This is a genomic window from Streptomyces sp. AM6-12, assembly GCF_044327085.1.
GTDB lineage: Bacteria > Actinomycetota > Actinomycetes > Streptomycetales > Streptomycetaceae > Streptomyces.
In genome coordinates, this window is the sequence record NZ_JBIQWN010000001.1 from 2,226,921 (window position 1) to 2,240,364 (window position 13,444).

12 protein-coding genes are annotated in these 13,444 nt (G+C 72.5%); 1 reads left to right on the forward strand and 11 read right to left on the reverse strand.

Annotated elements, in window-relative coordinates:
- Positions 1 to 157: 157 nt before the first annotated feature.
- From cimA to ACE4Q9_RS09930, 11 genes are all read right to left on the reverse strand, one after another.
- Entirely contained in the window at positions 158 to 1,765 is a 1,608-nt protein-coding gene (cimA, locus tag ACE4Q9_RS09880; RefSeq protein WP_397983857.1) for a citramalate synthase, read from the reverse strand.
- A 286-nt stretch (positions 1,766 to 2,051) separates the two neighbouring features.
- On the reverse strand, positions 2,052 to 3,362 hold the full coding sequence (locus ACE4Q9_RS09885) for an MFS transporter (RefSeq protein ID WP_397983858.1): 1,311 nt from the start codon (positions 3,360 to 3,362) through the stop codon (positions 2,052 to 2,054).
- A 107-nt stretch (positions 3,363 to 3,469) separates the two neighbouring features.
- Positions 3,470 to 4,087, reverse strand: coding sequence for a TetR/AcrR family transcriptional regulator (locus tag ACE4Q9_RS09890; protein ID WP_397983859.1), 618 nt, complete (start codon positions 4,085 to 4,087; stop codon positions 3,470 to 3,472).
- A gap of 103 nt (positions 4,088 to 4,190) precedes the next feature.
- Complete coding sequence (locus tag ACE4Q9_RS09895; RefSeq protein ID WP_397983860.1) at positions 4,191 to 4,670, reverse strand: nuclear transport factor 2 family protein; 480 nt, start codon at positions 4,668 to 4,670, stop codon at positions 4,191 to 4,193.
- An 84-nt stretch (positions 4,671 to 4,754) separates the two neighbouring features.
- Positions 4,755 to 5,819 (reverse strand): agmatine/peptidylarginine deiminase, encoded by a 1,065-nt coding sequence (locus tag ACE4Q9_RS09900; protein WP_397983861.1) that lies wholly within the window; start codon positions 5,817 to 5,819, stop codon positions 4,755 to 4,757.
- A 34-nt stretch (positions 5,820 to 5,853) separates the two neighbouring features.
- Positions 5,854 to 7,578, reverse strand: a complete 1,725-nt coding sequence (locus ACE4Q9_RS09905) for an urease subunit alpha (RefSeq protein ID WP_397983862.1) — start codon at positions 7,576 to 7,578, stop codon at positions 5,854 to 5,856.
- The gene (gene ureA, locus ACE4Q9_RS09910) at positions 7,575 to 8,351 is read right to left on the reverse strand and encodes an urease subunit gamma (protein ID WP_397983863.1); all 777 of its coding nucleotides are present in this window, start codon (positions 8,349 to 8,351) and stop codon (positions 7,575 to 7,577) included. Before ureA ends, ACE4Q9_RS09905 begins: the two co-directional genes overlap by 4 nt.
- 207 nt (positions 8,352 to 8,558) lie before the next feature.
- Positions 8,559 to 9,647, reverse strand: coding sequence for a branched-chain amino acid aminotransferase (locus ACE4Q9_RS09915; RefSeq protein WP_397983864.1), 1,089 nt, complete (start codon positions 9,645 to 9,647; stop codon positions 8,559 to 8,561).
- A 267-nt stretch (positions 9,648 to 9,914) separates the two neighbouring features.
- Positions 9,915 to 10,958, reverse strand: coding sequence for a 3-isopropylmalate dehydrogenase (locus tag ACE4Q9_RS09920; RefSeq protein WP_397983865.1), 1,044 nt, complete (start codon positions 10,956 to 10,958; stop codon positions 9,915 to 9,917).
- Positions 10,959 to 11,047: 89 nt separating this feature from the next.
- The gene (locus ACE4Q9_RS09925) at positions 11,048 to 11,176 is read right to left on the reverse strand and encodes a hypothetical protein (protein ID WP_397983866.1); all 129 of its coding nucleotides are present in this window, start codon (positions 11,174 to 11,176) and stop codon (positions 11,048 to 11,050) included.
- A 262-nt stretch (positions 11,177 to 11,438) separates the two neighbouring features.
- Entirely contained in the window at positions 11,439 to 12,335 is an 897-nt protein-coding gene (locus ACE4Q9_RS09930) for a LysR family transcriptional regulator (RefSeq protein ID WP_397983867.1), read from the reverse strand.
- A gap of 103 nt (positions 12,336 to 12,438) precedes the next feature.
- Here ACE4Q9_RS09930 and ACE4Q9_RS09935 point away from each other — a divergent pair, with 103 nt between their 5' ends.
- Entirely contained in the window at positions 12,439 to 13,434 is a 996-nt protein-coding gene (locus ACE4Q9_RS09935; RefSeq protein ID WP_397983868.1) for a zinc-binding dehydrogenase, read from the forward strand.
- The last annotated feature ends 10 nt before the right edge of the window (positions 13,435 to 13,444 follow it).

Sequence of the window (13,444 nt, forward strand, 5' to 3'; positions counted from 1 at the left end):
CTGGGGTGGGCGGCGCAGATCCGCCGGGGGGTGGCCCGGAGCCGCGTCCCATCCCCGCCGGCGCGCCCCCACGCCGGGCGCCTGGGGAGGGGCGCGCCCCGGAGCCCGTCCAGGCGGACATCGCGAGCCCCTGGGAACCCGGGGGCCCCGTGGAGGGTTACGCCGGTTGTACGCCCGCGCGCAGGAGGCCGTAGGTGTAGGCGTCCTCCAGGGCCTGCCAGGAGGCGGCGATGACGTTTTCCGCGACGCCGACCGTGGACCACTCGCCGGTGCCGTCGGAGGTGGAGATGAGGACGCGGGTGGTGGAGGACGTGCCGTGGCGGCCCTCCAGGATGCGGACGCGGTAGTCGACCAGTTCCAGGCCCGCGAGCTGGGGGTAGATCTTCTCCAGGGCGACCCGCAGGGCGCGGTCGAGCGCGTTGACCGGGCCGTTGCCCTCGGCGGTGGCCACGATGCGCTCGCTCTTGGCCCACAGCTTGACCGTGGCCTCGTTGGCGTGGGTGCCGTCGGGCCGGTCCTCGGCGATCGCCCGCCAGGACTCGACATCGAAGTACTTCAGCGCCTTGCCCTCGACCTCGCCGCGCAGCAGCAGCTCGAAGGAGGCGTCCGCGGCCTCGTACGTGTAGCCCTTGAGCTCGCGCTCCTTGACCCGTGCCACCACCCGCCCGATCAGCTCGCGGTCGCCGCCGAGGTCGACGCCGAGTTCCTTGCCCTTCAGCTCGACGGAGGCGCGGCCCGCCATGTCGGAGACCAGCATCCGCATGGTGTTGCCGACCCGCGCCGGGTCGATGTGCTGGTACAGGTCCGGGTCGACCTTGATCGCGGAGGCGTGCAGCCCGGCCTTGTGTGCGAACGCGGACACGCCCACGTACGGCTGGTGGGTGGAAGGCGTGAGGTTGACGACCTCGGCGATGGCGTGCGAGATCCGGGTCATCTCCCGCAGCCGCCCCTCGGGCAGCACCTTCTTGCCGTACTTCAGCTCCAGCGCCGCCACCACCGGGAACAGGTTCGCGTTGCCGACCCGCTCGCCGTACCCGTTGGCCGTGCACTGCACATGCGTGGCACCGCCGTCCACCGCCGCCAGCGTGTTGGCGACCGCGCACCCGGTGTCGTCCTGGGGGTGGATGCCGAGCCGGGCGCCGGTGTCGGCGAGCACGGTCGCGACGACGGCGTGCACCTGGGCGGGCAGCATGCCGCCGTTCGTGTCACACAGCACCACCACATCGGCCCCGGCCTCGGACGCGGCGCGCACGACGGCCTTGGCGTACTCGGGGTTCGCCCGGTAGCCGTCGAAGAAGTGCTCGCAGTCCACGAACACCCGGCGCCCCTGCTCGCACAGGTAGGAGACGGTGTCGCGGACCATCTCCAGGTTCTCGTCCAGCGTGGTGCGCAGCGCCATCTCGACATGCCGGTCGTGCGCCTTGGCGACCAGCGTGATCACCGGGGCGCCGGACTCCAGCAGCGCCCTGACCTGCGGGTCGTCGGCGGCCTTGGCACCGGCGCGGCGAGTGGCGCCGAAGGCGACCAGCCGGGCGTTGCGGAACTCGATCTCGTTTTTGGCGCGGGCGAAGAACTCGGTGTCGCGGGGGTTGGCGCCGGGCCAGCCGCCCTCGATGAAGCCGACGCCGAAGTCGTCCAGGTGCCGGGCGATGGCGAGCTTGTCCGCGACGGTGAGGTTGATGCCCTCACGCTGCGCGCCGTCGCGCAGCGTCGTGTCGAAGACGTGGAACGAGTCGTCGAGCTCGCTGGTTGCCGTCTCGGTCATGGTCTCAAGGCTCCTGTTGTGGATCTTCGGTCTTACCGGAATGACCGGCTCCACCGTCCCCCCAATACTCCCCCGCGCTCGGTTCACGGCTGAAGGTGGGCCGTAAAACGAAAAAACCCCTCGCGGATGCGAGAGGTCTGCGCGCGGGTCGAGGACGAACGGTGGCCACCCGCACCTGGTCGTACGAGATGGTCACTGCGGACCGGCGCGCCTGTTGCCGATAATCGTGGCGAACGTAAGCACGGGGGAAGTCTGGCACAGCACCGCCCCCGGCTCACCGTCCGTCTCAGGATGCGGTCGTCACGCGGGACTCCCCCACTCCGCCGGCCCCCCGGACGCCGGTCAGGTCCCGGTCCTTCGTCTCCCGCATCGTGACGTACACGATCAGCGATACGGCTGCGCATCCCGCCACGTACCAGAAGAAACCGGACTCGATCCCAGCCTTCTTGAACCACAGGGCGATGTATTCGGCGGTCCCGCCGAAGACGGCGTTGGCGAGCGCGTACGGGAGGGCGACGCCCAAGGAGCGGACACTCGTGGGGAACAGCTCGGCCTTCACACAGGCGTTGATCGAGGTGTAGCCGGTGACGATCACCAGCGCGAGCAGACTGAGGCCGAGGGCGGGCCAGTAGCCGCCGGTGTGCTTGAGCAGGGTCATGATCGGCACCGTCAGGACGGTGGAGCCGACCGCGAAGGTGATCAGCAGGGGCCGGCGCCCGATCCGGTCGGACAGGGCGCCGGCGAGCGGCTGGATCGCGGCGAAGACGATCAGCGCGGTGAAGGAGACGAGGGTCGCGGTGTCCTTGGACAGGCCCGCCGAGTTGGAGAGGTACTTGGTCAGGTAGGTGGTGTACGTGTAGTACGCGACCGTGCCGCCCATGGTGAGCGCGATGACGAGGAACGCCTCGCGCCGGTGCCGCCACAGGGCGCGCAGGGTGCCGCGCTCCTCGGCGGCCGAGGCGTCCTCGTCGTAGACCTCGCTCTCCAGCATGGTGCGGCGCAGGTAGAAGACGACGGCCGCGCCGAGGGCGCCGACGACGAAGGGGATGCGCCAGCCGTAGCTGTGCAGGGCGGAGTCGGACATGGTGCGCTGGAGGACGATCTGGAGGCCGAGGCCGAGGATCTGACCGACGGTCATGGACACGTACTGGAAGCTGGAGGCGAAGCCGCGCCGTTTCGGGTCGGTGGCCTCGGTGAGGTAGGTGGCGCTGGCCGCGTACTCGCCGCCCACCGACAGGCCCTGGAGCAGCCGGGCGACGAGCAGCACGAGGGCGCCGCCGTACCCGGCGACCGCGTACGTGGGCGCGACGGCGATCAGCACCGCCGAGGCCGACATCAGGGTGACGGTCAGCGTCAGCGCCGCCTTGCGGCCCCTGCGGTCGCCGACCCGCCCGAGCAGCCAGCCGCCGACGGGCCGCATGAAGAATCCGACGGCGAAGATCCCGGCGGTGTTCATCAGCTGCGCGGTGGGGTTCCCACTCGGGAAGAACGCCCCGGCGAAATAGGTGGCGAAGCTGGCGTACACGAACCAGTCGAACCACTCGACCATGTTCCCCGCCGAGCCGACCCAGATCTTCTTCCAGTGTTGGATTCCCATGCCCCCTTACCTGCCCGACTCCGCGACACGGGATGCGCCCCGAAAGGGCCGGGGGGACTGCGCGGTCGACCACACGGAAACCCGCACCCGCCGAACCGCCAACGCGGTCACGGCGATGGGGCGACTAGTCCTTGCTCGATGAACTCACTTACGTGCTGGAGCACTTGTTCTCGACGCACTCCCCGCAACCCGATCGCCACGTGGATCGAGAAGCCGTCGAGCAGCGCGCGCGTCCGGGTGGCGAAGCGGTCCGCGTCCACGGTTCGGAACTCGCCCCGTGAGATGCCCTCGGCGATCAGTGCGACGAGGTCCCGGTGCCAGGCGCCCTCGATCGCGGCCTGACGGGCGCGTGCGTCGTCGTCGGCGTTCTGGGAGCGGTTCCAGACCTCCAGCCACAGGCTCCAGTGGGGATCGCGGTGGCCGTCGGGCACGTACAGGTCGACGTAGGCCGCCAGCCGCTCGCGCGCCGGGCCCTGGCCCGCGAGCAGCCGGCCGCGCGCCGCTCCGAGCCGGCCCTCGCTCCACTCCAGGGTCTGGAGCAGCAGCTCGTCCTTGGAGCGGAAGTAGTAGAGGAGGTGCCCGCTGCTCATTCCGACCTCGCGGCCGAGCGCCGCCATCGTGAGCTTCTCCAGGCCGCGTTCGGCGATCATGCCCATGGCCGCGGCGAGCAGTTCCTCGCGGGGCGGGGCGGGGGTGCGCCGGCGCGGCGCGGAACCCTCGCTCATGCGGACACCGTCCGTGCGGCGAGGGGACGGCGTGCGGGCGACGCGGGCAGCGGCCGGACCGGCTCGGGGAGACGGTGGCCGCGGCCCGTACAGACCAGGACGTTCACCCGTATGTTCTACCCGACGCGGAGGCCCGGCGGTCGCCGGGACGCCGGGACGCCGGTTCCCCGACGCCCGCAGGCGGCCGCCCCTGCGTCCAGACCGCGCGGACGAGCATCCCGGCGAACCGCCAGCCGTCGCCGGTCCGCGTGAGGTCGGCCTCGAAGACACCGCCGACCTGGAACAGCGTGGCGTCGTGGTGGACGTGGACCATCAGGGCGTTCCAGGAGGCCCGCGCCGTGGCGCCGGACACGTCGGCGACGATGCCGGAGGCGAGGTGCTGCGTACGGTCGTACCGCGCGAGCGCCTCCTCGGTCGCCCGGACGGCCGCCGCGCCCCCGGACGTCCCGAGCGGGGTTTCCATCCGGGCGTCCGGGGTGAGGAACCCGTCCGCCCAGCCGGGCGTGAACTCCCGCGCGTCCAAGGCCCGGAAGTACCGGCCCACCAGGGCGGCGATCTCCGTCTGATCCGTGTGCGTGGTCATGTCCGTGGTCATGTGCAGACCGGCCGCCTTCCACGCCTTTCGCGTCCGGGGCCGCCCGGTGCACGCTACCGGTCGGCCGGGCCTTCAGCGGAGGTCAGCCCGGCGAACAGCGCTCTTGGGCTGCTGCTGGGTGATGCAGTGGATGCCGCCCCCGGCCGCGAAGATCTGGCGGGCGTCCACGAGGGTGACCGTGCGGTCGGGGAAGAGGCGGCGGAAGATGGCGGCGGCGGTCTCGTCGCGGGGGTCGTCGAAGGCGCACAGGACGACGCCGTCGTTGCACAGGTAGTGGTTGATGTAGGAGTAGTCGGCCCAGTGGCCGTCGGCCTCCAGGACGGTCGGGGCGGGGACCTCCACGACCTCCAGGGGGCGGCCTTGCGCGTCGGTCGAGGACTTGAGGAGGCCGATGATCTCCTTGGTGACCTCGTGGTCGGGGTGCGCCGGGTCCGGCTGGTGGTGGGCGAGGACGACACCGGGACGGGCGAAGGCGGCGACGATGTCGACGTGGCCCAGCGTGCCGAAGCCGTACGGCGGATAGTCGGCGGTCAGCCCGCGCGGCAGCCAGATCGCCTTGCTGGTGCCGAGGTGGGCGTGGATCTCCGCCTCGACCTGCTCCTTCGTCCAGTGCGGGTTGCGCTCGGGGCCGAGCTGCACGGTCTCGGTGAGCAGCACCGTGCCCTCGCCGTCGACATGGATGCCGCCGCCCTCGTTGACCAGCGTCGAGGTGTACGTCCGCGCGCCCGCGAGGTCGGCGACGTACGCGCCGATCTTCGCGTCGTGCTCCCAGCGGGCCCAGTCCTGGGCGCCCCAGCCGTTGAACGTCCAGTCCACGGCGGCCAGTCGGCCCTGGTCGTCGGTGAGGAAGGTGGGGCCGATGTCGCGCATCCAGGCGTCGTCCAGCTCGCGCTCCACGAGGTCGATGTCCGGCCCGAGCAGTTCCCGCGCCTGCGCCGAGGCGCCGGGGCCGCAGACCACGGTCACCGGTTCGAAGCGGCGGACGGCGCGGGCCACCGCGGCCCAGGCGCGCCGGGAGGCGGCGAGGTCCTCGGCGTCGTCGAAGGTGGGGTTGGGGCCCGGCCACGCCATCCAGGTGCGCTCGTGCGGGGTCCACTCGGCGGGCATGCGGAAGCCGTCGGCGGCGGGGGTGCTCATCTGGGGGTCCGTTCCAAGGTCGCGGGGGCGAGGTTCACAGGAAGTAGAGGCGGTTGAGGGAGACCGAGTCGGCCGGCTCCGAGCGCAGCGGGTCGCCGTCGAGGGTGACCAGGCCGGTGCGCTGGTCGACGTCGACCGCTCCGGTACGGGCGTTCAGGCGCAGGTCGGCGGGGCCGATGCCGCGGGTGCCGCGCACGGCGACCCGGCGGCGGCGCGTCGGCATGGTGTCGTTGCCCTGGTCCACGGCCGCCTGCGCGACGAACGCGACCGAGAGGTCGGCGGCCGTCGCGCCGTACGCCCCGAACTGAGGTCCCAGGACGAGGGGTTCGCAGGTGTCGGTGGCCGCGTTGGGGTCGCCGACGACGCCGTACGCCGGGAAGCCGGACTTGAGGACGAGCTGCGGCTTGGCGCCGAAGTACTCGGGGCGCCACAGCACGATGTCGGCGAGCTTGCCGACCTCGATCGAGCCGACCTCGTGGGAAAGGCCGTGCGCGACCGCGGGGTTGATGGTCAGCTTGGCCATGTAGCGCAGCACGCGGGCGTTGTCGTCGGCCTCGCCGTCACCCTCCAGGGGGCCCAGCTCGGCCTTCATCTTGCCGGCCATGGCGAAGGTGCGCCGTACCGTCTCCCCCGCGCGGCCCATGCCCTGGGCGTCGGAGGAGGTGATGCCGATCGCGCCCAGGTCGTGCAGCACGTCCTCGGCGCCCATGGTGCCGGCCCGGATCCGGTCGCGGGCCATGGCGGCGTCGCCGGGCAGCTCGGGCTTGAGGTCGTGGACGGAGACGATCATGCCGTAGTGTTCGGCGACCGCGTCCCGGCCGAAGGGCAGGGTGGGGTTGGTGGAGGAGCCGATGACGTTCGGCACCCCGGCCATCTTCAGCACGTTCGGCACGTGTCCGCCGCCGCAGCCCTCGATGTGGAAGGCGTGGATGGTGCGGCCCTCAAGCACCCTGAGCGTGTCCTCGACCGACAGGCACTCGTTCAACCCGTCGCTGTGCAGGGCTACTTGGACGTCGTGCTCCTCGGCGACCCGCAGCGCGGTGTCCAGGGCGCGGGTGTGGGCGCCCATGTCCTCGTGCACCTTGAAGCCGCTCGCGCCGCCCTCGGCCAGCGCCTCGATCAGCGGGGCTTCGTGCGAGGACGAACCCCGGCCCAGGAAACCGATGTTGACCGGCCAGGCGTCGAAGGCGCCGAAGGCGTGGCGCAGCGCCCAGGGGGAGTTGACGCCGACGCCCCACACCGGGCCGAACTCCTGCCCGATGATCGTGGTCACTCCGGAGGCGAGGGACGCCTCCATGATGCGCGGCGACAGCAGGTGGACATGGGTGTCGACGGCGCCCGCGGTGGCGATCAGGCCCTCGCCGGAGACGATCGAGGTGCCGGTGCCGACCACGACGTCCACGCCGTCCAGGGTGTCCGGGTTGCCCGCGCGGCCGATCGCGCTGATGCGGCCCTCGCGGATGCCGATGGACACCTTGCGGATGCCCTGCACCGCGTCGATCACCACGACGTTGCTGATCACCACGTCGCAGGTCTCGCGCACGGCGGCGGCCTTGAGGTGCAGTCCGTCGCGGGCCGTCTTGCCGAACCCGGCGAGGAACTCGTCGCCGTAGCGCTGGGCGTCGGACTCCACCCGGATGGTCAGGCCCGAGTCGCCGAGGCGGACCCGGTCGCCCGCGCGGGGGCCGTGGGTGGCGGCGTAGGCGCGCGGGTCGACATGGATCTCCCGGCTCACCTCGCGCCCCTTGGATCGGCTCATCGGTCCTGCCCCTTCTCCTCGTCGCCCGCGGCTCGCGGATCTCCGCCGGCCGTGTCCTCCCGGCAGCCCTCGCCCGGGACATCCCGGCAGCCCTCGCCCGTGACCCCCAGATATCCGCAGGCCGCGGCCCTGCGCAGCGCCTCCGTCCGGGCGCCCGGCGCGTCCAGCGGCCCGTCGACCAGCCCGGCGAAGCCGATCGCGATCCGCTCGCCGCCGATCGGCACCAGCCCGACCTCCTCGCTCTCGCCCGGCCCGAACCGCACGGAGGAGCCGGCGGGCACGGCGAGCCGCATGCCGTAGGCGGCGGCGCGGTCGAAGTCGAGGCGCGGGTTGGCCTCGAAGAAGTGGAAGTGGGAGGTGACGGAGACCGGCACGGAGGCGGTGTTGGTGACGGTGAGCCGGAGCACCGGCTCGGGGTCGGCGTGCGCGGGTGCCGGCAGCAGCGCGCCGGGGGCGTCCGTGCCCAGCCCGCCGCCGATGGGGTCGGAGACCACGGCGAGCCGGGAGCCGTCGTCGAACACGGCCTCGACCATCACCTCGGTCACCACGTCGGCGACGCCCGGCAGCACGTCCTCGGGGCCGAGCACACCGCGCGCCGCCTCGATCGCCTCCGCGAGCCGCCGGCCGTCGCGGGCGGCCTCGCAGACGGTGTCCGCGATCAGCGCGGTCGCCTCCGGCACGTTGAGCCGCAGGCCGCGGGCGCGGCGGGCGCGGGCCAGCTCGGCGGCGCCGAAAAGCAGCAGCCGGTCTCGTTCCGTGGGGGTCAGTCGCACGGCGCGGCGCCTCCTTCTCGTCGACCACTTTAGAGCGGCACTCTAAAGCTTTCGAGCACCACTCTAAGCAGGTGAAGCGGGGGTTGGCCAGAGAAGCCTGCGTGATGGATCGAACACCGCTCCAAAAACGCGCAGGGCCGCCGACGACCCCTGAGGGGTCACGGCGGCCCTGCGCGAGGGGCGGCCCCGTGCGAGGGGGCCCGAGCGTCAGCCGACCTTGTGCATCCAGCCGTGCTTGTCCTCGGTCATGCCCCGCTGGATGCCGAGCAGCGCCTCGCGCAGGCGCATGGTGACCTCGCCGGGGGTGCCGTCGCCGTGGGTCCACTCGTCCGTCTTGGTCTTGACGTGACCGATCGGGGTGACCACGGCGGCGGTGCCACAGGCGAAGACCTCGGTCAGCGCGCCGGAGGCGGCGTCCGCGCGCCACTGCTCCAGGGTGACCACGCCCTCCTCGGCCCGGTAGCCGAGGTCGCGGGCGACCTGGAGAAGGGAGTCGCGGGTGATGCCCTCCAGGATGGAGCCGGTCAGCGAGGGGGTGACGATCCGGTCGCCGTAGACGAAGGCGACGTTCATGCTGCCGCTCTCCTCGACCTTGGTGCGGGTGACCGCGTCGAGGTAGACGACCTGGTCGCAGCCGTGCGCGGCGGCCTCGGCCTGCGGGAGCAGGGAGGCGGCGTAGTTGCCGCCGGTCTTGGCGTCGCCGGTGCCGCCGGGGACGGCGCGGACGTGGTCCTCGGCGACCCAGATGGTGACCGGCTTGACGCCGCCGGAGAAGTAGGCGCCGGAGGGGGAGGCGATCAGCAGGAACAGGTATTCGTTGGCCGGGTGCACACCGAGCGCGGCCTCGGTGGCGATCATGAACGGGCGCAGATAGAGGGCCGCCTCGCCGCCGTGCGGCGGGACCCAGTCGGCGTCCTGGACGAGCAGCGCGTCCAGGGCGGCGATGAACAGCTCCTCGGGCAGCTCGGCCATGGCCATGCGGCGGGCGGAGGTGCGGAAGCGGCGGGCGTTGGCCTCGGGACGGAACAGCGCGATCGAGCCGTCGGGCTGGCGGTACGCCTTCAGCCCCTCGAAGATCTCCTGGCCGTAGTGCAGCACGTGCGTGGAGGGATCGAGGGAGATCGGGCCGTACGGCACGAGCTGGGCGTCGTGCCAGCCGCGGCCCTCGGTCCACCGGATCGTCACCATGTGGTCGGTGAAGTGGCGGCCGAACCCGGGGTTGGCCAGGATCGCCTCGCGCTCGGCGGCGGCGAGGGGGCTGGCGGAGGGCTTGAGCTCGATCGTGGGCGTCGTCATGAGTGATTGTCCTTCACCGGTTGTCGTGACGGGCCGCGCTCACACCTGACACCGGTTGGCGACCGGTGCTCGGACGTCCGAGCTTTCCCTCATACCGCGGCTCCGCGTTCGATTATCGCGCGCGTCCGTCGGCCGACGGAATCGGGTGGGCTGCGGCCCAGGGGTCGTGGTGGCGGCCCAAGGGGCGATGGTTTCACCCGGCGGGGACATGCGGAAGCCGCCGGGCGGTCGTGCGGCCCGGCGGCTTCTTGCGAAGGGAGCGCCGGGTCAGCCGGCTACTCGGGCGGCGAGCGCGTCGCCGATCTCGGAGGTGCCGCGGGCGGGCCGGTCCGCGCGCTCGGTGAGGTCGGCGGCGACCGCGGCGTCGATGCGGTCGGCCTCGGCGTCGTACCCGAGGTGGCGCAGCAGCAGGGCGACGGAGAGGACGGTGGCCGTGGGGTCGGCCTTGCCCTGTCCGGCGATGTCCGGGGCCGAGCCGTGCACCGGCTCGAACATGGACGGGAACTCGCGGCTGGGGTTGATGTTGCCGGAGGCGGCCACGCCGATGCCGCCGGACACGGCCGCGGCGAGGTCGGTGATGATGTCGCCGAAGAGGTTGTCGGTGACGATCACGTCGAAGCGCTCGGGCTGGGTGACCAGGAAGATGGTGGCCGCGTCGACGTGCAGGTAGTCGGTGCTGACCTCGGGGAACTCCTGGGCCACCCGGTTGAAGATGTCGGTCCACAGGTGGCCGGCGAAGGTCAGCACGTTGTTCTTGTGGACCAGGGTGAGCTTCTTGCGCGGGCGGGCCTGGGCGCGGGCGAAGGCGTCGCGGACGACGCGCTCGACGCCGTACGCCGTGTTGACGGAGACCTCGGTGGCGACCTCGTGCGCGGTGCCCTTGCGGATGGTGCCGCCGTTGCCGGTGTACGGGCCTTCCGTGCCCTCGCGGACGACGACGAAGTCGATCTCCGGCTGCCCGGCGAGCGGGGTGGAGACGCCCGGCAGCAGCTTGCTCGGCCGCAGGTTGACGTGGTGGTCGAAGGCGAACCGGAGCTTGAGCAGGAAGCCGCGCTCCAGGACGCCGGAGGGCACCGAGGGGTCGCCGATGGCGCCGAGCAGGATGGCGTCGTGCCGCTTCAGCCGCGCGAGGTCCGCGTCGGTGAGGGTCTCACCGGTGGCGTGGTAGCGCTTGGCGCCGAAGTCGTACTCCTGCGTCTCCAGCTTCACATCCTGCGGAAGGACGGCGGAGAGGACCTTCAGGCCCTCGGCCACGACCTCCTGGCCGATGCCGTCACCGGGGATCACTGCGAGATTGAGGCTGCGAGACATGTCGGCACCCTACTCCTCGTCCCACGGGATGACATGACCTGTCCGGCATTCGGACAGGCCATGTCCCGCGGGGCGGCACGGCGAGGGGCTCAGTGGCCGGTCTGCCCGCCGTTGTCCCTGCGGTCGAGGGCGCGCTGGAGGGCGGCGGCGGCCTGCCTGCGGTCGGTCTCGCTGGCGCGGTGCGTGTGGCGGACTCGGCGGACGGTCGTCTCGGCCATGGCAATCGACTCCTTCGGCAGAACCGGAGCACGGAATTGAGGGGTACGCAGGCGATACGAGGCGCCGGAAGGGGCGGGGAGCAACGGCCGCAGGGGTTGCCTGCACAGGGCCCGGCTCACAACCGCCGTTCGCTGGGTCGAGCGAGATGTTCGGCTTCCTCCAAAGTACGGGCATGCCCCTGTGCCTGTCTGCACAAATACTCGGGCTTCCTACTATCTGAGACGGACGATCCGGCGACCCTCCCCTGACCTGGCCCTTTACTTATCCGGCCGCGGGCTTTCCGGACATTTCCCCGGCGCGCAGGGCCCGGATCAGGGCGCGTACGGCGGTGGTGGCGGCCAGTTCGGGGGTGGTCACGTAGCCGACGCGGCGGTACGGCCGCTCGGGGCCGAGGTCGGTGATCTCCACCGAGGGCGGCGCCGCGGTGAGCGACAGCGCGGGCATGACGGCCATGCCGAGGCCGCTGCCCACCATGGACAGCACCGCCCCGTCGTCCTCGGCGCGGACGGTGGCGGCCGGCAGCCAGTCCTGGGCGGTCCACCAATCGCGGGTGTAGGAGCCGCAGTTCTCGGCCCAGTCCACGAGCGGCAGGCCGCGCGGGTACGGGTGCCCCGCCGGGTGCACCAGGGCGTACGGCTCCTCCAGCAGCACCCCGCCGACCAGGGGTGCCCGCGGCGTCCCGGTCAGCGTGGCGATCCCGAGGTCGGCCCGCCCGGCGGCGACCTCGCCCGCGGTGCCCGCCCCCAACTCCCGTACGACGGTGACCTTCACCTCGGTACCGGGGTGCGCGGCGGCCAGCCGCTCCAGGGCGCGCGGCAGCAGATGCAGGGCCGCGCTGCGGAACGCGGCGACGCGCAGCGTCCCTTCGGGCCGGCCGCCCCGCGCACCGCCCGCCGCGCCGCGCACCTCGCCCGGCATCAGCTCCAGCAGGCGCAGCACCCGCCGGGCGTGCGCGGCGGCCCGCTCCCCGGCGGGGGTGGGCCGGGCGCCGAACCGGCCGCGCTCGAACAGCACGGCGCCCAGCTTGCCCTCGATGCCGCGCACGGCGTGGGAGACGGCGGACTGGGTGGTGCCGAGCCGGGCGGCCGCGGCGGAGAAGCCGCCCTCCGCGTCCACGGCGGCCAGGACCCGCAGCTCCCGCGGGGCAAGGTCTGTCACTTCGGGGCTCCCACCTGCGTCTATGAGTCCGCTTCATGGATCCGCGGCTTCCATGAGCCCAACCCCCTGCTTCCGTGCGGCATTCCTCCCTACCGTCCTGCTCATGACCGAGACCGCGCTCACCGTGCAGCAGACCGCCCGCCCCACCGGCTTCCCCACCGCCGCCCACTTCCGCTTCGCCGAGTCCCCGGTGCCCGCACCGGCGCCGGGCACCGCCCTGGTGGAGAACCTGCTGTGGTCGGTGGACCCCTACCACCGCGAAATGATGGACGGCGACTTCGAGTTGGGCGCCCCGCTGGAGGGCCGCACCCTGGGCCGGGTGATCGCCTCGCGCACCCCGGACCTGCCCGAGGGCGAGATCGTCTTCCACCGCCGCGGCTGGCGCACCCACGCCGTACTCGCCCCCGAGGACGTACGGCGGCTCCCCCACCATCCCGGTGTCCCGCTGACCGCGTACCTCAGCGTGCTGGGCGGCACCGGTCTGACGGCGTACGTCGCCCTGACCCGGATCGCCCGGCTGCGCGCGGGCGAGGACCTGTTCGTCTCCGGCGCGGCGGGCGGCGTCGGCACCGCGGCCGGCCGCTTCGCCCGGCTCCTCGGCGCGGGCCGGGTGATCGGCAGCGCGGGCACCCCCGAGAAGGTGAAGTACCTGACGGAGCGGGTGGGTTACGACGCGGCCTTCGACTACCACGCCGGACCGGCCGCCGAACTGCTGGCCGCGGCCGCGCCCACCGGCGTCGACGTCTTCGTGGACAACGTCGGCGGCGAGCAACTCGGCGCCGCGATCGGCGCGTTGCGGCTCCGGGGCCGGGTGGCGCGGGTCGGCACGATCAGCCGCTACAACACACCCGACGCCCGGCCCGTCGCCCTCGACCACCGGGCCGTGGTGGAGAACCGGCTGCGCGTCGAGGGCTTCCTGGTCTCCGACTACCGGGATGCGCAGGAGGAGTTGTACGACTTCGCCGTGCCGCATCTGCGCGACGGCGCGCTGACGGCGGACGAGACGGTGATCGACGGCTTCGACCGGATCGTGGAGGCGTTCCTGCTGATGCTGCGGGGCGGCAACACGGGCAAGATCCTGGTGCGCAAGGCGGGTTGACGGGCGGAGC

What these genes read in the sequence shown, in the direction of transcription:
- cimA (WP_397983857.1), bottom strand. Translation starts at nt 1,765, where the DNA reads ATGACCGAGACGGCAACCAGCGAGCTCGACGACTCGTTCCACGTCTTC.
- ACE4Q9_RS09885 (WP_397983858.1), bottom strand. Translation starts at nt 3,362, where the DNA reads ATGGGAATCCAACACTGGAAGAAGATCTGGGTCGGCTCGGCGGGGAAC.
- ACE4Q9_RS09890 (WP_397983859.1), bottom strand. Translation starts at nt 4,087, where the DNA reads ATGAGCGAGGGTTCCGCGCCGCGCCGGCGCACCCCCGCCCCGCCCCGC.
- ACE4Q9_RS09895 (WP_397983860.1), bottom strand. Translation starts at nt 4,670, where the DNA reads ATGACCACGCACACGGATCAGACGGAGATCGCCGCCCTGGTGGGCCGG.
- ACE4Q9_RS09900 (WP_397983861.1), bottom strand. Translation starts at nt 5,819, where the DNA reads ATGAGCACCCCCGCCGCCGACGGCTTCCGCATGCCCGCCGAGTGGACC.
- ACE4Q9_RS09905 (WP_397983862.1), bottom strand. Translation starts at nt 7,578, where the DNA reads ATGAGCCGATCCAAGGGGCGCGAGGTGAGCCGGGAGATCCATGTCGAC.
- ACE4Q9_RS09915 (WP_397983864.1), bottom strand. Translation starts at nt 9,647, where the DNA reads ATGACGACGCCCACGATCGAGCTCAAGCCCTCCGCCAGCCCCCTCGCC.
- ACE4Q9_RS09920 (WP_397983865.1), bottom strand. Translation starts at nt 10,958, where the DNA reads ATGTCTCGCAGCCTCAATCTCGCAGTGATCCCCGGTGACGGCATCGGC.
- ACE4Q9_RS09925 (WP_397983866.1), bottom strand. Translation starts at nt 11,176, where the DNA reads ATGGCCGAGACGACCGTCCGCCGAGTCCGCCACACGCACCGCGCCAGC.
- ACE4Q9_RS09935 (WP_397983868.1), top strand. Translation starts at nt 12,439, where the DNA reads ATGACCGAGACCGCGCTCACCGTGCAGCAGACCGCCCGCCCCACCGGC.